Source organism: Clostridium sp. DSM 17811, assembly GCF_018861905.1.
GTDB lineage: Bacteria > Bacillota > Clostridia > Clostridiales > Clostridiaceae > Clostridium_AD > Clostridium_AD frigoriphilum.
The window spans coordinates 92,956-111,301 of the sequence record NZ_JAHLDU010000005.1; the positions used below are offsets into that span (position 1 = coordinate 92,956).

Genomic DNA, 18,346 nt, shown 5'->3' on the forward strand with positions numbered 1-18,346 from the left:
TTTAAATGGAACAACGTATTGATCATATGAAATATATGGAAGGTATGGAGGTGATTGAATCTAATGTTATGGATCAGGTTATCTCGAAAATGCAATCATACGATTCTGAAAAATATACAGCTCATAATGTAATTATGGCTCTTAAGAAAGATGTATTAGATATTGAAGATTTTGCAGCTTTATTATCGCCTGTGGCATTACCTTTTCTTGAGGACATGGCTAAGCGTGCTAAAGTAGAAACACATAAGCATTTTGGTAATTCAGTTTATATGTTTACTCCAATTTATATTTCTAATTATTGTGAAAACTATTGTATTTATTGTGGTTTTAACTGCTACAATAAAATTAAGCGTGCGAGACTTAATGCAGGTGAAATAGAAAAAGAAATGCAAAGTATTGCGAGTACTGGATTGCAAGAAATATTAATTCTTACTGGTGAAAGCCGTAGTATGTCTGATGTTTCGTATATTGGTGAAGCTTGTAAAATAGCTAGAAAATATTTTAAGGTGGTTGGTCTTGAAGTATATCCAATGAACTCGGATGAATATGCATACGTACATAAATGTGGTGCAGATTTTGTTACTGTATTCCAGGAAACTTATAATTCAGATAAATATGAAACATTACATTTAGAGGGACACAAACGTGTTTTCCCTTATCGTTTTAACGCACAAGAAAGAGCATTAAAAGGTGGGATGCGCGGTGTTGGATTTGCTGCGCTTCTCGGACTAGATGATTTTCGAAAGGATGCTTTAGCAACAGGACTTCATGCATACCTTCTTCAACGTAAGTATCCACATGCTGAAATTGCGCTTTCATGTCCAAGATTATGTCCAATAATTAATAATGACAAAATTAATCCAAAAGATGTACATGAAAAGCAGTTGCTACAGATAATTACTGCATATAGAATATTTTTGCCTTTTGCAAACATTACTATATCAACTCGTGAACGTGCTGGTTTTCGTGATAATGTAATTGGACTTGCAGCAACTAAAATTTCGGCTGGAGTTTCAGTTGGAATAGGGGGTCATAGTGCTAAAGATGAGGCTAAAGGTGATGAACAATTTGAGATTTCGGACCCACGTACAGTAGCAGAAATATCTGATGTAATTAAGGATCATGGTCTTCAATCAGTTATGAGTGATTATATATATGTATAAACTGTTTGCAATTACTAATCGTCATCTTTGTAATAATGACTTTTTACAGCAGATACAAACCATATGTTTATTGAATGAAAAAAACACAATGATTAAGTCTGTGAGTATAGTACTTAGAGAAAAAGATTTATCTGAAAATGATTATAAGGATTTAGCAACTAATGTATTAGAAATATGTAAAAAAAATAATACAGAATGTATATTACACACTTATTATAAAGTAGCAAGAGAACTTAATTGTAAAAAGATTCATTTGCCTTTACATGTTTTAAAATCTAAGCCTGATATATGCGAAGGATTTGATGAAGTTGGAGTGTCTATCCACTCAGTAAGTGAAGCAATGGAAGCTGTTAATTTAGGTGCAACTTATATTATAGCAGGGCATATATTTGCGACTAACTGTAAAAAAGACGTTCCACCAAGAGGTTTAAGCTTTTTATCATCAGTCTGTAGCTCCATAAATATTCCTGTTTATGCTATTGGTGGCATTTTGCCTGCAAATGCTCAAAAAGCTATTAATGCAGGTGCAGATGGTATTTGTATTATGTCAGGGTTAATGACCTCCGAAAATCCATTTACCCAATTAGTATAATTTGGGTTATAATATATCTAAGTCATAACAATAAAATAATGTGAAATATGGAGGTCTTTTTAAATGAATAAAAAATTAGTCTTAGGTGTAATTTTAACAGCAGCAAGTTTGTTTGCAACACCTATAAATAATGTGTACGCTGATTCATATAAAAGTGTTACTATAGGGGCTGATTTGACGAATCAACAGAAACAAAACATGCTAAAGTATTTTAATGTAGATAGTAATAGTGCAAGTGTTGTTGAAGTTACGTCTACTGAGGAAAAGAAATATCTAGGAGATACCGTATCTAAAGGTCAATTAGGTAATAAGTCGATATCATGTTCATATATTGAGCCAACAACTACTGGTGGTTTAGTAGTGAATACACATAATGTAACTTGGGTAAATGCTAGTATGATAAAGAATGCTCTAATTACAGCAGGAATTGAGAATGCTAATGTTAAAGTTTCTGCACCATTTACTGTATCAGGTACGGCAGCTATGACAGGCATACTAAAGGGATTTGAAAATAGTAAAGACGGTAAGAAATTAGATGAAAATACAAAAAAAACAGCTAATGAAGAGGTTGCAGTTACAGGTAAACTAGGTGAAAAGATTGGACAAGATAAAGCTTCAGGATTAATAAATGAAGTAAAGAGTGAAGTTATAAAAGATAAACCTAAGGATGAGGAAGGTATAACGAAAATAGTAAATAATGTAACGGATAATTACAATTACAAGCTGTCTAAGGATGATGTAAATAATATTGTTGGGTTAATGACAAATGTAAATAAATTAAACTTGGATTACAATAAAGTAAAAGGACAACTTGAGGGTGTAGCTAGTACAATGAAAAATACATTACAGAGTGATAAAACTAAAAGTTGGTTCGCAGGTGTTTGTGCTTCTATTGGAAATTTCTTTAAAGGGATAGCAAATAGTTTAAAATAATAAATGAGATGAGGATGGGAGATGTAATTTAATGGGCGAAATGATATTCCCTTTATATAGTGAAATTCACCCATAATGTTACGTCTGCATCAGGAAAACCTACAACTAATTAATAAATTAGTTGTGGGTTTTTTATGTCTTAACGCATTGTAAAAGCTGATTGTGGGAAAGAGGTGATGATATATGTATATGAACAATTGTGGACAAATGTTAAGTTTGTAGAATTTACTTTAAATATACAATATAATTAAAGATAGTTACAATAAAATCATAGTAATTAGTATTTACGGAAAATAAATATTGAAAATAGATAGGAGAATTAAAATGGCGCATATTCTGATATGTGATGATGATTTGGCAGTTCACAGCTCTCTTGGTATATATTTAGAAGCAGATGATTTTTTGTATACAAGTGTATATGATGGAAAAGAGTCGTTGCAAAAAGCATTAGATGATAATTTTGACCTCATTATTTTGGATATTATGATGCCATACTTATCAGGAATTGAGGTATGTAAAGAAATACGTAAGGTATCTAAAGTACCAATTATTATATTAACTGCAAAAGGAGAAGAAATCGATATTCTTCTTGGACTTGAATTAGGAGCTGATGATTATATTGTAAAACCATTTAACCCAAGAGAAGTGATTGCAAGGGTTAAAGCTGTACTTAGAAGGTTGGAAGATATAAATCTAAGAAAGATGGCATCTGTTATTAAATTTCGTGATCTTGAAGTAAATGTTTCAAGTTATAAACTACTTTTAAATAATGATTCTATTAGTGCAACTCCGAAGGAAATTGAAATATTATTTATGTTACTATCGAATCCGGGAGTAGTACTTTCAAGAGATGAAATACTAGATAAGATATGGGGTGCAGACTATACATATGTTGATAGGAGAACTATTGATACTCATATTAATAGAATTCGTTCACATTTACCTAGAGATTATGCACAGCGAATTCAATCTATTTATGGCGTAGGATATAAGTTTGAGGCAGGAATATGAAAGAAAAAGAACAGTATTTAAATATAAAAAGCTCGTATGTTAAAATTATTTTTATTGTAATGTTAATATTTATACTAATTTCAATAGGTCTAACAATTACATTGAATAGTCTATATGGAGAGTATATTAAAGAAAAAATAAAAATTGCAAATCAAATAATATTTGGAGTGAATACAGGGGTTCTTTGTTCTATGCTTGTTACTTTAGTGGTTGTCGGACCAGCTGTTTTATTTGCATCCAAGAAAATGGCTAGTCCACTAGTGGAAATGAAAAAAGTTGCAATTGCTATGTCAGAGGGAGACTTTTCAATTCGTGCAAAAGAAAATTATAGTGGAGAAATTGGGCAGCTTGCGGTTACTCTAAATAAGTTAGCAGCGGAGCTTTCTAATACGATTAATTCGCTTACAATTGAGGGTGACTTGCTCAAGCAAATACTTAACTCAATGAGCGATGGGTTGCTGGGATTTGATTTAAATCAAAAAGTTAATCTGAAAAATTTTACTTTTGAAGAGATGTTTGAGGTGAAAACTAACTTAGAAGAATTACAAAATGATGTACAGGAAGTAATATATAAGGTGTCTTTGTCAGCAATTGAAAATCAAAAAACAGAAATAGCTACATGTTCGTTTAAAGAAAAGAGCATTTTGATTTCATGTTCCCCAATACGCTCTGAAGATAACAGTATTATAGGGACTGTACTGCTTTTTCGTGATGTTACTGAAGCTATAAGGCTTGAGCAAACTAGAAGGGATTATGTAGCAAATGTGTCTCATGAGCTACGTTCACCACTTACAGCTGTTAAAGGACTAATTATCCCACTTAAAGAGGGAATGGTTAAAGATGAAGACAAGAGAAATCATTTTTATGAAGTTATTTATAATGAAGTTGAAAGATTAAACAGATTAGTAAATGATTTATTTGAATTATCAAGACTGCAGTCGAGAAATGAACCTTTTGATATGCAAGTGGTTGATGTTACCAATATACTCTATGACCAGCAAGATAAATTTGAAATGTTAGCGGAAGAAAAAAATATTAAATTAATTGTAAAAAACAGTAAGGATCCAATATACGCAAAAGGAAATATCGATCGTATTGGTCAAGTCTTGACCATTTTAATAGATAATGCTTTTAAATTTGCTAAGGTGAGCAGTACTATTACACTATCTTCAAAAAATGAGAACGGAAGAGCTATAGTATCCGTACATAATACAGGATCTTTAATTAAAAATGAAGACTTACCTTTTATATTTGATCGCTTTTATAAAGTGGATAAAGCACATAAAGAAGAAGGGGCTGGACTGGGGTTATCTATAGCAAAGGAAGTAGTCATGAGAATCAATGGAAACATTCATGTGAAAAGTGGCGGCAAAAATGAAACCTGTTTTAGTTTTGATCTAGAGTTAGATTAGCAGACTATCTATATTTTCATATCTATGACGAGCAAATAATAATAGAAGATGAGGAGTAACTTAAATGCAAACGATAAAGCAATTGTTTCAGAAAGAATCAGTAATAAAAATATTATTACTAGCTGGTTTAGTGTTATTTGTTTATTTAATAAGATCTATATTAAATTTAGTTTTATTAACTTTTATGATTACTTATTTAGTGAATAGTCTACAAATTTCATTAAGCGGGAAAATCAATAAAGTTATAAAGGTAAATTCAAATATTATAGTTATAATTATATATATGTTTATGATAATAACGATAGGTCTACTAGCAGTGAAATATATACCATTAGCTATTTCTCAAAGTTTACATATTTTAAATAAAATTGAATATATTAATTTTCCGAAAAATTCAAAAGGAGTTATGCAGTATTTAGCACCAATAGTTGATCAAATTAACATAGCAAGTTATGCTAAAGCGAGTATTCAAAGTATTATGACTTTTATAACTGATCTTGGGACAGGGAGTTTGAATTTTTTTATGGCAATTCTATTAAGTTTTGTATTTGTATTAGAGAAGGAGAGTATATTAAGTTTTATTTATAAGTTTAAACATAGTAAGGTATCTGTAGTCTATAACTATTTAAGCTATTTGGGTAATAACTTTCTAAATTCTTTTGGTAAAGTAATACAGGCTCAAATAATGATAGCCATTTCAAATACAATTTTATCAGTTATAGGACTTACTATAATGGGGTTTCCAGCATTATTTGCCATTGCATTTATGATATTTATTTTAAGTCTTATACCTGTGGCAGGTGTGTTTATTTCGTTAGTTCCTTTATGTTTAATTGCTTTCAAAATAGGTGGATTAATTAAAGTTATTTTTGTAATTAGTATGATTTTTATAATTCATGCCATTGAGAGTTACATTTTAAACCCCAAGTTTATGTCTCATACAACTAATTTACCAATGTTTTTTACCTTTGCTATATTATTAGTATCAGAGCATTTTATGGGAATTTGGGGTCTACTCCTTGGAATACCGATATTTATGTTTCTGTTAGATTTAAGTGGAGTAGATTTAAGTAAAAAAGGCTCAAAATTAAATTAAACCAGTAAAACCCACAACTAATTAATTGGTTGTGGGTTTTCTTATGTTTTAGTTATTTAATTTTTTAAAGTTAGGATTTGTTTTTTTGAAAACAAAGCACCGATAGCCATTATAATTGCAAATATAATTAGATATGCAACAACTGATATTTTATGAGAAAAACAAGCAGCAATTATCATGAATAAACATCCTGCTAATGAAATAATAGGCATTACGAATCTTTTAAACGAGTTCAAATCCTTCTCTTTTTTCATCATCATAATAAAAATAGGAATGTATAATGCATAAATAGTAACTATAGGTAATTCTGATGAATCAAAACAAAAGAATCCAAACCAACGTTTTGAAGGGTCTGTTAAGTTAGCACCATAAAAGTATACTAACCATATGGCACAAAGAAGTAGGCCTAGTATAGATGAATTTGTTGGCATATTAGTCTCACTATCTATTTGTTTGAATATTTTTGGTTTTGGTCCAAAGCCCCTTGCTGCTAATGAGTAAATACCACGAGTACATCCAAGCATTAATCCATTTAAAGTTCCGAGACAAGAAATAATAACAAATACAAATATTAGAGTACCACCTGCAGAGGAAAATATTTTTTGAAATGCCAGTTTAGCTCCAGCTTCTCCGCCATTCATCATAACTTGATTTGTTACAGCTCCAGCTAAGCCCATATAGTAAAGAATATAAACAACCATAATTATAAAAGTACCTCCAACAAGAGCAAGTGGAAGGTTTTTCTTTGCATCTTTTAGTTCAGCATTGATACTTGTAGCAATAATCCAACCCTCATATGCAAAGGCTGTTGCAACAACTGCTGTAAATAATGCATTTGCAGTACTTACTTTTTTCACTACTGTTGTAAAATTAATCATAGTCATACCACTATGAATACCTACGATTGTCCCAATTATAGCCATTAAAATCAGTGGGATTAGTTTTATAACAGTTGTGCTAACTAGAAATTTACCAGATAAAACTGGCGATAATGCATTTAAAGCAAAGCTGCCTATCAAATATAGACAGGCAATAGTCATACACTCACCACCTGCAATTGAAAATCCCAATAATACACAGGTATACCTAGCTGAAACCCATGCTAAAACTGATGTCAATGTTGGATAGTAAATTAGTGCCATAAACCAGCCAACATAATACCCATATTTCTCACCCATAGCAGCTTCTGCATAATCTACTATACCGTTTACTTTTTCGTATTTAGTTGCCATTACAGCGAAGGTATAGGCACAAGAAATCATAATAACACCGCCAATAACCCAAGCCAAAATACCTAGTGTAAGATTACCCCCGGTTGCAGTTAATACTTTTTCTGCCTTGAAAAAAACGCCACTACCTATAACGATACCGACAACCATGGCTATAGCAGTAATGAGACCGTACTTTTTTTCTAACTTTGTTTCCATGATTAAACAAATCCTTTCATAATTCATAATTCATAATTTATAATTTTCAATAAACTCATTATATCATTACACTTTATAGCTTTACAAGGATAAAATCAATAGTAAGTGGTTTGCTTCGCATGACGCTAGGGCAACTGTGACCTAGAAAAAATATTAAATATAATATGTTTAATTTTCTTATAAAAAAGAACCTCTTGACTTAAAGTCAACTTTAAGTGGTATGCTTGTTGTAAATACCAAGTAATAAATAATGAATGAAGCATCGACTTCTGAAAGGAAAGATTTAAATGGAATATAGAGAATTACCTCATGGTGGAGGAAAAGTAAGTACAATAGGAATAGGTGCGGGTAGCTTAAGCGAAGCGTCTCCACAGCAGGTCCGTAAAATAATAGAGTATGGTATGCAGAAGGGAATCAATCTTATGGATACAGTTATGTATGATTCTAGTGCACAGCCTGCTATTGCAGCTGCACTAGAAGGACATAGGGATAAGATGGTAATGCAGATTCACCTTGGCGCCTATTATCCTCATGGACAGTATGTGCGTACACGAGACCTAAAGCAGTTGCAGAAAGGTTTTGAACAGGAACTTAAAAGTTATCACACTGATTATGCGGATATAGGTATGATTCATTGTGTGGATGAAATGGAGGATTTAGAAAATATTATACATGGTGGCATTTTGGATTATGCTGTGAAATTGAAACAAAATGGTATAATTCGTTATTTGGCAGTTTCTTCCCATTCTCCGAAAGCATGTTTGAAACTTTTAGAAACAGGAAAGATTGATTTATTTATGCTCAGTCTTAACGCTGCCTATGATTTTGAGCCAGTTGGTGAAAAATTAACGTTATCAGATACAAGAATGAAACTTTATCAGGAATGTTCTAAGCGTGGTGTTGGAATAACAGTCATGAAACCTTATGGCGGAGGGCAATTATTGAATGATCGTACTTCTCCACTTGGAAGGAAAATGTCAATATATCAATGTATACAATATGCACTTGATCGTCCAGCGGTTTTATCTTGTTTGCCAGGAGTGCGTAATCTACAAGATTTAAAAGATGTTCTTAAGTATTATGATTTAGCGCGAAATGAAAAGGACTATTCATTTATAGGCACTATGCAACGACAGGATATACAGGGGAGTTGTATTTATTGCAATCATTGCCAACCTTGTCCACAAGAAATTAATATCGGGTCAGTCAATAAATATCTTGATTTGGCAAAGGCAGGGGATGAACTAGCAAGAGACCATTATCAGAACTTGAAACATCATGCATCAGATTGTATAGAATGTGGTGTTTGTGAAAAAAACTGTCCATTTCATGTGGAAGTAAGAAAAAAGATGAAGGAAGCTGTAGAGTTTTTTCAATAATTTAGTTATATATCAGAGTGCACCTGGAAATGGGTGCATTTTTGCTTATTAAAGAATTTATTAAAGCGTTTAGTGAGTACCTTTGACGGTATATATATTGCAGTAACGTATTACTTATTAGTTTTAATAAATAAAGTTCATAAGTAAAAGGGCTTGACTTGGAGTTCACTCCAAGTGGTAGGATATATATAACATCAAAAAATTCAGAAAAACACTTGACTTGGAGTTCACTCAAGGTGATACACTTTATATTGAAAACAATTACCAAATATTTGAACGATGTTGTAGAAAAGTTTGAAAAGAACAGTATTATTCCTACTAGAAAATAATTACTGTTGAATCAAAGAGGTAATCTAAAAAGATGAATGGAGGGGTAATAACTTTATGCATATACCTGATAATTATTTAAGTCCTTCAACTTGTGCTGTTTTTGGAGTGGTTATGCTGCCTATATGGAGAAGGGCGAGTTTAAAGGTAAAAAATGAAATAACAAGGCAGAAAATGCCTCTTCTTGGAGTAGCAGCGGCCTTTTCATTTTTAATTATGATGTTTAATATACCTATTCCAGGAGGAACTACAGCCCATGCTATTGGGGGTGCACTTGTTGCAATTTTGCTTGGACCTTATTCTGCTGTTTTAGCGGTTACTATAGCACTTGTAATTCAAGCATTGTTTTTCGGAGATGGAGGGATTTTAGCACTGGCCGTAAATTGTTTTAATATGGCTTTTATAATGCCATTTACAGCATTTTATTTATTCAAACTTACAAAAAAAATATTTAAAAACCGAAAGGGAGAATATATTGGAGCTTTCCTAGGTGGTTATATTTCAGTTAATGCAGCAGCTTTATTTGCCGCAGTGGAGTTGGGTGTTCAGCCATTACTATTTAAGGATTTTTCAGGACTACCACTATATAGTCCCTATGGACTAGCTGTATCCATTCCAGCTATGTTAATACCTCATTTATTAGTAATTGGAATTTTGGAAGGAATAATAACAGTTGGAGCTTATAGCTATATAAAAAAGGCATCACCAGATGTAATATATAAAGGAAAAGCAAGTAAAATAAATCTTTTATACACTATAATAGGAATTATCATTTTAGCTACTCCTTTAGGACTTTTAGCAAATGGAACTGCCTGGGGAGAATGGGGATTAGAAGAGATTAAGCATTTTATAGGATTTGTGCCTAAGGGAATGGAGCAAGGATTTAAATTTAATTCACCAATTCCAGATTATAGTTTTGGATTTTTAAGTAGTTATTTTGGATATATTTTATCAGCATTAGCTGGGGTAATAATAATCTTAATTATTTTTAAGGTTTTAGAGAAAATAAATTTGAAGAGAAATATAAAAGGAGATTAAATGGTTCCAGAGTGGCTTTCAGAAAAAGATAATTACATTCCAAAGAAAGAAAAAAACTTATACATTGAAAAAAGTATTTTTTCTTTAATTAAAATAATTTCGATAATCAGGCAAAATAAAAATCAGGATAAATTAATTTATTCAATAAATCCATCCCTAAAGGTTGCAAGTACAATATTAATAATACTATGTGTATCTATTTCAAGAAGTTTTATATACCTATTAATAATAGATATATATGTGTTAATTAATCTTTTTCTTATAGAAAAGAAATTAAGTAAAAGGATATTGTTTAAAAGTTTTATTTTTCCTTTAATAACTTTAATAACATTAATACCATCTATGGTTTATGGAAATATATACAATAGTTTGTTAATTTTCCAAAAAATAATTATAACTATATTGCTTGTGAATATATTATCTCATACTAGTAAATGGAGTGAAATTAGCAAGTCATTAAAATTACTATTTATACCAGATATATTTATATGGATTATGGATTTAACCATAAAATATATTGTTCTGCTAGGCGAACATTCTATTAACCTATTACATGCGTTAAAACTTAGATCAATTGGTATAACTCCTAATAAATATAATTCTCTCACAGGAATTATTGGAAATTTATTCATAAAGTCTTATAAAATGAGTGAAGAAATGTTTCATGCTATGGAATGTAGAGGTTTCGTAGGAGAATATACTATAAAAGCAAATTTAAAATTAAAGAAAGTAGATTATGTATATTTTATAATAAATATACTTTTACTTAGTTTGTTTATATTTTTATAAAAAATTATATCTGAAAAATCAAGGAGAATTATTAATGATAAAATTAGAGAATATTTCATTTACATACAAGAATAAAACAGCTCTTGATAATGTAAATGTCCATATAAAAGAAGGGGAATCTATAGCTATTATAGGTCCAAATGGAAGCGGGAAGTCAACCGTTTTAAAATTGTTAAATGGTATTATTTTTTCAAGTCAAGGCAAATATATGTTTGATAACAATGAAATAAATGAACATACATTAAAGGATACTAAGGTCTTAAAACTATTTCATAAAAAATTAGGATTTGTATTTCAAAATTCTGATGCTCAACTATTTTGTTCTACTGTCTTTGAAGAACTGGCATTTGGACTTATGCAAATGGAACTACCAGAGGGAGAAGTAAATAAAAGAGTAAGAGATTGCCTTAATCTACTTAATATAGATAAGTTAAAAGATGAGCATCCGTATAATTTAAGCGGAGGAGAAAAGAAGAGGGTTGCAATTGCTAGTGTTTTAGCTATGAATCCAGACGTAATAACTTTAGATGAACCAATGAATGGGATAGATCCAAAAGGAAAAAGGTTTTTAAAAGAATTACTAATTGATCTAAATAAATGCGGCAAAACTATAATTTGTGCAACACATGATTTTGAATATATAGAAGGCGTTTTTGATAGAGCTATAGTATTTTCAGAAGATCACAAAATAATAAGAGACGATAAATATGAAAAAATTATAAATGATTCAGATTTCTTAAGAAAATATAACATTATATAATTTTAAACATTGGATAAGATAACATCTAAAATTCAAACAGTTAAAAGGGGTGATAAACATGGAAATTTTATATTACGATTGTTTTTGTGGAATAAGTGGCGATATGAATTTAGCGGCACTAATAGATTTAGGAGTTCCTAAAGAATATTTAATAAAAGAACTTTTAAAATTAAATTTAAATACTGAATATGAAATAAAAATTGAAAAATCTGAGAAGCTTGGCATAATAGGAACTAGGGTAGATGTCATATTAAAAGGTAAATTAGATGATGAGATACATATTTCAGATAAAGATTTACATGGGCATAACCATGAACACAATCATCATAATGGCGATGAAGAGCATCATCATGATGAAAATAACCATAGTCATGAACATAATCATAGAAACTTGAAAGGTATAGAAGAAATAATAAATTCAAATGATTTAAGTGATAAGGTTAAAAAACTTAGTATAGATATGTTTATGAAGGTTGCAGAGGCAGAAGCAAAGGTCCATGGAAAACCATTATATGAAGTACATTTTCATGAGGTAGGAGCTATTGATTCAATTGTAGATATCGTAGGAGCAGCTATTTGTTTAGACTATTTAAATGTTGATAAAATTATTGCATCTCCAGTTCAAGTTGGAGGAGGGTTTGTTAAATGTGCTCATGGGCTTATGCCAGTACCAGCTCCTGCAACAGTAGAAATCTTAAAGAATATTCCTGTAAATTCTGGAATAGTACAATTTGAAACTACAACTCCAACTGGGGCGGCAATACTGGCAGCAAACGTTGAAGAATTTACTCGAAATGTTGATTTTTCAATTAAGAAGATAGCATATGGAATAGGTCATAGAGATTTAGAGATTCCAAATGTTTTAAGAGTATATTTGGGTGAGAAAGAAAGTTGTGAAAAAGTAGGAGAGCAGATATAAAATAAAATCATGTATTATGGAGAGAGGCGGAAATATAAATGATTAAAAATGAAAAGTATAATGAATTAATAAAATATATTAAAGGTTTAGGAAAAGTAGTTTTAGCATTTTCAGGAGGAGTAGATAGTACTTTTTTACTTAGAGTAGTTAAAGAAGCTCTTGGGGATAATGCAAAAGCAGTAACAATTATGTCTCCATATATTCCAAAGTGGGAAATAGCAGAAGCAAAGGAATTAGCTAAAAAATTAGGAGTTCAGCATGAGATTATTGAAGCTCCAATTATTGATTCAATTAAATTTAATCCAGAAGATAGGTGTTACCATTGTAAAACTGCAGTGTTTGGTATGATATTAGCTATTGCGAAGGAGCAAGATTATAACTGTGTAATAGATGGAACTAACTTTGATGATATAAGTGATTATAGACCAGGTCTTAAAGCATTAAAGGAATTAGAAATAAAAAGCCCACTTTTAGAATGTAAAATAACTAAAGCAGAAATAAGAGCTTTTTCCAAAGAATTAGGGCTTAATACTTGGGATAAGCCAGCATACGCTTGTCTTTTAACACGAATACCTTATGGAAATGAATTGAAAGTAGAAGATTTTGAGAAGATCGAAAATGCAGAAAAATATATGATGAGCATAGGGTTTAGAGCGGTTAGAGTAAGATGTCATGGAGATTTAGCAAGAGTTGAAGTAAGTAAAAATGACAGAAGCAAATTATTTGACGAAAAACTTTTAGACACTATTTCTCAAAAGATAAAAGAATGTGGATTTAAATATGTAACATTAGACTTGCAAGGATATAGAGTAGGGAGCTTTAATGAAACTATAATTAAAAATTCATATGAGCAAAATAAATAAAAAGTAAATAATATTGGGAGGATAAAGCTAGTGAATAAAGAAGAAATAAAAGTTTTATTGGAAAGTGTTAAAGATAATAAAATAAATGTAGAAGAAGCTCTTGAAAAATTAGAAGATTTACCTTTTAAAGATTTAGGTTTTGCTAAAATAGATAATCAAAGAGAAATTAGAGTTGGTTATCCGGAAGTAATATATTGTGAAGGAAAAACAGTAGATCAAGTTAGAGATATTGTTAAATATATGCTTACAAAAGATAATAATATATTAGGAACTAGAGCTAACGAAGAAATGTATAATGCAGTAAAAGAAATATGCATCGACGCCGAATATAATAAACTTGGACGAACAATAACTATTAATAGAAAAAGAGAAACCCTTACAGAGAGTTATATAGCGATTGTTGCAGCAGGTACTTCTGATTTACCTGTTGTAGAAGAAGCGTTTGAAACTGCTAGAATATTAGGCAATAAAACTATTAAAATAATAGATGTAGGTGTTGCAGGTATACATAGGCTTTTCTCAAGATTAGATGTTATTCGCGGAGCTAAAGTCGTTATAGTGATTGCTGGAATGGAAGGAGCTTTAGCTAGCGTTGTGGGAGGACTTGTAGATAAACCTGTAATAGCAGTTCCAACTAGTGTTGGATATGGAGCTAGCTTTGGAGGTATTGCAGCTTTACTATCAATGTTAAATAGTTGCGCCAGTGGAGTTAGTGTAGTAAATATAGATAATGGATTTGGTGCAGCATATACTGCTAGTATAATTAATAAGCTATGAGTTAAATATGACTAATATTGCATTCGCTTATTTGAAGAAGAGGACAAGAATATATAATAAAAATATTTGGAGGTTGTAAAAATGGAAAACAGTGTAAAAAAATTAGGATTTGGATTTATGAGATTGCCACTTATAAGCCCGGAAGATCAGAAAAGTGTTGATTATGAGCAGTTAAAAAAGATGGTAGATATCTTTATGGAAAGAGGATTTACCTATTTTGATACAGCATATCTGTATCATTCATTTATCAGTGAGAATGTATTGCAGGAAGTTTTGGTTAAGAGATATCCTAGAGATTCCTTCACAGTTGCTACTAAGATGCCAATGTTCATGGTAAAAACAGAAGATGATTTGGAGCGTTTATTTAATGAGCAGCTTACAAAGTGTGGCGTAGAATATTTTGACTACTATCTGTTACATAATATTGCAGGACAGTCCTATGATCTTGCACAAAAAGTCCATGCGTTTGAATTTATTCAGAAGAAAAAAGAAGAAGGAAAGATTAAAAATATCGGTTTTTCTATGCATGATTCTGCAGAACATTTAGATAGAATATTGACAAATCATCCGGAAGTAGATTTTGTTCAGATTCAGTTGAATTACCTCGATTGGGAAAATCAGGGTATCCAGTCAAAGAAATGTTATGAAGTAGCAAAGTTACATGGTAAGCCTGTAATCGTAATGGAACCAGTGAAAGGTGGGACTCTAGCAAATGTGCCTGACGCAGCAGCAGAAATTATGAAAGGATACCATTCAGGTATGTCCATTTCTTCCTGGGCTATCCGTTTTGCAGCGAGCCTTGACAATGTCATGATTGTATTAAGTGGAATGTCAAGCATGGATCAGCTTTTAGATAATACCGAATATATGCAGGATTTCAAACCATTGGATGAGAAAGAGCATGAAGTTGTAAACCGGGTTGTTGATATCGTTAATGAATCCATTTCCATTCCTTGTACGGCATGTCGCTACTGTGTAGATGGATGCCCAAAGAAGATTGCAATTCCTGATTATTTTGCATTATATAATGCTGAAAAACAGGATACAAAGGGAGGATTTAAATCTCAGAGTATTTATTACACAAGCCTTACAGAACGTAATGGAAAAGCTTCTGACTGCATTAAGTGTAAAAAATGCGAAAAGATCTGTCCACAGCATCTGCCAATCACAGATTACTTAGAAGATGTTAAAGGCATGTTTGAATAAAATGACAAAAAGTAATTTAAAACAATTTTAAATTTAAAACCCAGTAGATGGAAGCTAATTCTGATCTACTGGGTTTATTTTATCATTTATATCAATGATTTACGATCTAACTATTTATTTCACAAATGATTTATTACTTAGAAAAAAATTTCAATATAGCCAGATAAATATGAACAATTAAATACTGTTAATATTCGAAAAAAGGTTACACCGCTTAGAATTACACCAGTAATTAATAAAAGCGAAGAAATTAATATGTACAAATGAATTTCTTTATAATATAATTTTTAGATATAGTACCTACTCTAACTATTTCAAGGCATTTTCTACTGGTAATTACAAGAACTATTACTATAATAATCGATATGATATTAATTAATCCCAACATTATAGGCATTTCCCCTTCCAAAGTTATGTTAGATTTATAATATATTGTTATTGCGATATCTATTATTAATTCATGTTAATGTAAATTATTCATAGATGTGACGCATTATTTTTTTGCTTGTATATATTTGTTGTATATATCCTATCACTTAAAGTTAACTATAAGTCAAGCAGTTTTCTGAAATAAAATAAATCAGATTCAGGCACATAACTATGACCACATCGGATTCTTCTATTCAAAATATTAACTTTTTATCCAACAATCTTAGTAGTATTGTAAATCAAACAATCAATACACCGATTGCAAATGCAAACACCATAATGAATAAAATGTAAATCAAGAAATGTCGACAACCAAGAACTGTTTTCAACGCACCAAGATTTGTAATTTTTGTGGCAGGACCTGTAATCATAAAGGTTGCTGCTGCACCAGGACTCATGCCTGAATCCAACCATTCCATTAAAAGTGGTATAGTACCACCACCGCATACATATAAAGGAATCCCAACAGTTGCTGCCATAAGTACACCGAAGCCGTGATGGTTTCCAAACAAATTTGCAAACGTATCTGACGGTACATACCGAGCAAACAATATAGACAAAACAATACCCAAAAGAAAATATCCGCCTGTTGCCTTTATGTTACGTCCTATATTTCTTAAAATACGTATAAAGATATTGGAGGCAGTATCGTGGTTGGATAGCGAACCAAATCCATCAAAATTGAAGAATTTTTCTTCTTTTAAAAAAAAGTGTACCAATATTCCTGCAATTATTCCACACAATACACAAGATGCAATCCTAATCACTAATATCTTTCCACCCAATGCCAAAGTGTAAAGAATCAACTGAGGATTCAAAAGAATAGAGCTCATAATAAACGCTGCAAGCCAATCATCTCGCATACCCTTTTGTGAGAAAGATGCTGCTATGGGAATGGTGCCATACATACACAATGGAGACGCAATTCCTAATAAACTAGCTGGAATCACACCTAAAATACCTAGTTTTCTATTTGCTATAGATGCAAACAATGTATGAATTTTATCTTTTCCAAATACTGAAATGATAGAACCTAACACAATACCAATCACCCAATATCTAAAAATCTGTTCAAACTGAATGGTAAAATAGTACCATAAATAAACAGCTTCGCGATGTATAATACTATTCATCGATATTTTTCAATTGATACGTTTGAGAACCCATACCTAATTCTACCGCATGGTCTAAAATCAAGGTACCATTACGAGATTCCATACGTTTAACTAAGTCTTTTCCATGCGGATCAGCATAGACTAAATCTACGCAAGCACGATCTAATGCAACCGGATCATAAGATGCTAAAATACCGATATCTCCCATTGTTGGTTTAGCTGGATTAGAATCGCAGTCACAATCTACAGATAAATTGTTCATAACACTGATATACACCATTCTGCCTTTTTTATCTTGTATAACTGCACCGGCGGCTTCCGCCATAGATTCTAAGAAATCATTTTGGTTACCAGGCGCGAAACTCTTATCAGTGCCACCACCAGAATGAATATACATTTTACCACTTCTAGATGCAATGCCTATAGAGATATTTTTTAAAGCACCACCTAATCCAGCCATAGCATGACCTTTAAAGTGAGATAATACTAAGATAGAATCATAATTTTGCAGATGCGAACCCACAGTGTCTTTTTTCAAATGAACACTACCAGGAACTGGGGCTAATTCTTTAGTGCCTTCTTCATCCATAATATCTACATTTGCGATTGTATTGAAACCATGATCTTCAATAGTTTGTCGATGGGCTGCTGTCGCAGAACGAGAACCGCCATAGGCCGTGTTACACTCAATAATAGTGCCATCCACAGCATGTACCAAATCTCCGATTAATTCCGGATGCAAATAATAATTGCCACCAGCTTCGCCTGTAGAAAGTTTTACACCTACCTTACCTTGTGGTTTCCAACCAAGTGATTTATAAATTTTCATTAAGCTCGCAGTACTGATAACTTTTGTCATATATACAGCAGAAGCATTTTTAGTAGAAGTTCCATTTTCTGCAACATTACCACTAGGATGAGTCGCCTTGCCTCCATCACTGATTGTGGGTGTTTTAGTTGTTGATACTGGTGTTGCTGTTTTACCACAACCAACTAATACGACAGCTATCATAGCTATGCTAAGCAAAATAGTCAAATTTTTTCTTTTCATTGTTATTTGTCTCCCTTCAAAAAACATGCTTGTTATACTTTAATGGTTACCAGTGTATT

16 protein-coding genes and 1 pseudogene are annotated in these 18,346 nt (G+C 31.5%); 14 read left to right on the forward strand and 3 right to left on the reverse strand.

The window, feature by feature from the left end:
- The first annotated feature begins 5 nt into the window (after nt 1–5).
- From thiH to KPL44_RS08670, 6 genes are all read left to right on the forward strand, one after another.
- Nucleotides 6–1,163 (forward strand): 2-iminoacetate synthase ThiH, encoded by a 1,158-nt coding sequence (gene thiH, locus KPL44_RS08645; protein ID WP_216248771.1) that lies wholly within the window; start codon nt 6–8, stop codon nt 1,161–1,163.
- Nucleotides 1,156–1,755: a thiamine phosphate synthase gene (locus tag KPL44_RS08650; RefSeq protein WP_216248772.1), complete on the forward strand. Its 600-nt coding sequence runs from the start codon at nt 1,156–1,158 to the stop codon at nt 1,753–1,755. The genes thiH and KPL44_RS08650 overlap by 8 nt, the downstream gene beginning before the upstream one ends.
- A 63-nt stretch (nt 1,756–1,818) precedes the next feature.
- Nucleotides 1,819–2,688, forward strand: a complete 870-nt coding sequence (locus KPL44_RS08655) for a DUF1002 domain-containing protein (protein ID WP_216248773.1) — start codon at nt 1,819–1,821, stop codon at nt 2,686–2,688.
- 324 nt (nt 2,689–3,012) lie between these two features.
- Complete coding sequence (locus KPL44_RS08660; RefSeq protein WP_216248774.1) at nt 3,013–3,699, forward strand: response regulator transcription factor; 687 nt, start codon at nt 3,013–3,015, stop codon at nt 3,697–3,699.
- A complete protein-coding gene (locus KPL44_RS08665; protein ID WP_216248776.1) occupies nt 3,696–5,111 on the forward strand; it encodes an ATP-binding protein in 1,416 nt (471 codons plus the stop codon). The genes KPL44_RS08660 and KPL44_RS08665 overlap by 4 nt, the downstream gene beginning before the upstream one ends.
- Nucleotides 5,112–5,175: 64 nt before the next feature.
- Nucleotides 5,176–6,207, forward strand: a complete 1,032-nt coding sequence (locus KPL44_RS08670) for an AI-2E family transporter (RefSeq protein WP_216248778.1) — start codon at nt 5,176–5,178, stop codon at nt 6,205–6,207.
- A gap of 56 nt (nt 6,208–6,263) precedes the next feature.
- Here the strand turns inward: KPL44_RS08670 and KPL44_RS08675 are convergent, their stop codons facing one another.
- Complete coding sequence (locus tag KPL44_RS08675) at nt 6,264–7,634, reverse strand: APC family permease (RefSeq protein WP_216248780.1); 1,371 nt, start codon at nt 7,632–7,634, stop codon at nt 6,264–6,266.
- A 287-nt stretch (nt 7,635–7,921) separates the two neighbouring features.
- Between KPL44_RS08675 and KPL44_RS08680 the strand changes: the two genes are divergently transcribed.
- The 8 genes and pseudogenes from KPL44_RS08680 to KPL44_RS08715 all read left to right on the forward strand — a co-directional run bounded on the left by KPL44_RS08680 (nt 7,922) and on the right by KPL44_RS08715 (nt 15,692).
- A complete protein-coding gene (locus KPL44_RS08680; protein WP_216248782.1) occupies nt 7,922–9,013 on the forward strand; it encodes an aldo/keto reductase in 1,092 nt (363 codons plus the stop codon).
- A 384-nt stretch (nt 9,014–9,397) separates the two neighbouring features.
- Nucleotides 9,398–10,378, forward strand: a complete 981-nt coding sequence (cbiM, locus tag KPL44_RS08685) for a cobalt transporter CbiM (RefSeq protein WP_216127687.1) — start codon at nt 9,398–9,400, stop codon at nt 10,376–10,378.
- On the forward strand, nt 10,379–11,167 hold the full coding sequence (locus KPL44_RS08690) for an energy-coupling factor transporter transmembrane component T family protein (RefSeq protein WP_216248784.1): 789 nt from the start codon (nt 10,379–10,381) through the stop codon (nt 11,165–11,167). It abuts the gene before it with no gap.
- Between the two features lie 34 nt (nt 11,168–11,201).
- Entirely contained in the window at nt 11,202–11,927 is a 726-nt protein-coding gene (locus KPL44_RS08695) for an energy-coupling factor ABC transporter ATP-binding protein (protein WP_216248785.1), read from the forward strand.
- Nucleotides 11,928–11,985: 58 nt separating this feature from the next.
- Nucleotides 11,986–12,840: pseudogene (larC, locus tag KPL44_RS08700) on the forward strand (nickel pincer cofactor biosynthesis protein LarC); the annotation flags it as partial.
- A gap of 44 nt (nt 12,841–12,884) precedes the next feature.
- The gene (larE, locus tag KPL44_RS08705) at nt 12,885–13,709 is read left to right on the forward strand and encodes an ATP-dependent sacrificial sulfur transferase LarE (RefSeq protein ID WP_216248787.1); all 825 of its coding nucleotides are present in this window, start codon (nt 12,885–12,887) and stop codon (nt 13,707–13,709) included.
- Nucleotides 13,710–13,739: 30 nt separating this feature from the next.
- Nucleotides 13,740–14,486, forward strand: coding sequence for a nickel pincer cofactor biosynthesis protein LarB (larB, locus tag KPL44_RS08710; RefSeq protein ID WP_216248789.1), 747 nt, complete (start codon nt 13,740–13,742; stop codon nt 14,484–14,486).
- Nucleotides 14,487–14,567: 81 nt separating this feature from the next.
- Entirely contained in the window at nt 14,568–15,692 is a 1,125-nt protein-coding gene (locus KPL44_RS08715; RefSeq protein ID WP_216248791.1) for an aldo/keto reductase, read from the forward strand.
- 668 nt (nt 15,693–16,360) lie between these two features.
- On the opposite strand, the gene KPL44_RS08720 is transcribed toward KPL44_RS08715, so the two are convergent.
- Both KPL44_RS08720 and KPL44_RS08725 read right to left on the reverse strand, forming a co-directional pair.
- Nucleotides 16,361–17,254 carry a permease gene (locus KPL44_RS08720; protein ID WP_216248794.1) on the reverse strand — a complete coding sequence of 298 codons (894 nt, stop codon included), beginning with the start codon at nt 17,252–17,254 and terminating at the stop codon, nt 16,361–16,363.
- On the reverse strand, nt 17,247–18,287 hold the full coding sequence (locus KPL44_RS08725) for a DUF362 domain-containing protein (protein ID WP_216248796.1): 1,041 nt from the start codon (nt 18,285–18,287) through the stop codon (nt 17,247–17,249). The genes KPL44_RS08720 and KPL44_RS08725 overlap by 8 nt, the downstream gene beginning before the upstream one ends.
- Nucleotides 18,288–18,346 lie beyond the last annotated feature (59 nt).

Bases quoted from the DNA above. Each gene is read 5' to 3' on its own strand.
- thiH (WP_216248771.1), top strand. From the start codon at position 6: ATGGAACAACGTATTGATCATATGAAATATATGGAAGGTATGGAGGTG.
- KPL44_RS08650 (WP_216248772.1), top strand. From the start codon at position 1,156: ATGTATAAACTGTTTGCAATTACTAATCGTCATCTTTGTAATAATGAC.
- KPL44_RS08655 (WP_216248773.1), top strand. From the start codon at position 1,819: ATGAATAAAAAATTAGTCTTAGGTGTAATTTTAACAGCAGCAAGTTTG.
- KPL44_RS08660 (WP_216248774.1), top strand. From the start codon at position 3,013: ATGGCGCATATTCTGATATGTGATGATGATTTGGCAGTTCACAGCTCT.
- KPL44_RS08665 (WP_216248776.1), top strand. From the start codon at position 3,696: ATGAAAGAAAAAGAACAGTATTTAAATATAAAAAGCTCGTATGTTAAA.
- KPL44_RS08670 (WP_216248778.1), top strand. From the start codon at position 5,176: ATGCAAACGATAAAGCAATTGTTTCAGAAAGAATCAGTAATAAAAATA.
- KPL44_RS08675 (WP_216248780.1), bottom strand. From the start codon at position 7,634: ATGGAAACAAAGTTAGAAAAAAAGTACGGTCTCATTACTGCTATAGCC.
- KPL44_RS08680 (WP_216248782.1), top strand. From the start codon at position 7,922: ATGGAATATAGAGAATTACCTCATGGTGGAGGAAAAGTAAGTACAATA.
- cbiM (WP_216127687.1), top strand. From the start codon at position 9,398: ATGCATATACCTGATAATTATTTAAGTCCTTCAACTTGTGCTGTTTTT.
- KPL44_RS08690 (WP_216248784.1), top strand. From the start codon at position 10,379: ATGGTTCCAGAGTGGCTTTCAGAAAAAGATAATTACATTCCAAAGAAA.
- KPL44_RS08695 (WP_216248785.1), top strand. From the start codon at position 11,202: ATGATAAAATTAGAGAATATTTCATTTACATACAAGAATAAAACAGCT.
- larE (WP_216248787.1), top strand. From the start codon at position 12,885: ATGATTAAAAATGAAAAGTATAATGAATTAATAAAATATATTAAAGGT.
- KPL44_RS08715 (WP_216248791.1), top strand. From the start codon at position 14,568: ATGGAAAACAGTGTAAAAAAATTAGGATTTGGATTTATGAGATTGCCA.
- KPL44_RS08720 (WP_216248794.1), bottom strand. From the start codon at position 17,254: ATGAATAGTATTATACATCGCGAAGCTGTTTATTTATGGTACTATTTT.
- KPL44_RS08725 (WP_216248796.1), bottom strand. From the start codon at position 18,287: ATGAAAAGAAAAAATTTGACTATTTTGCTTAGCATAGCTATGATAGCT.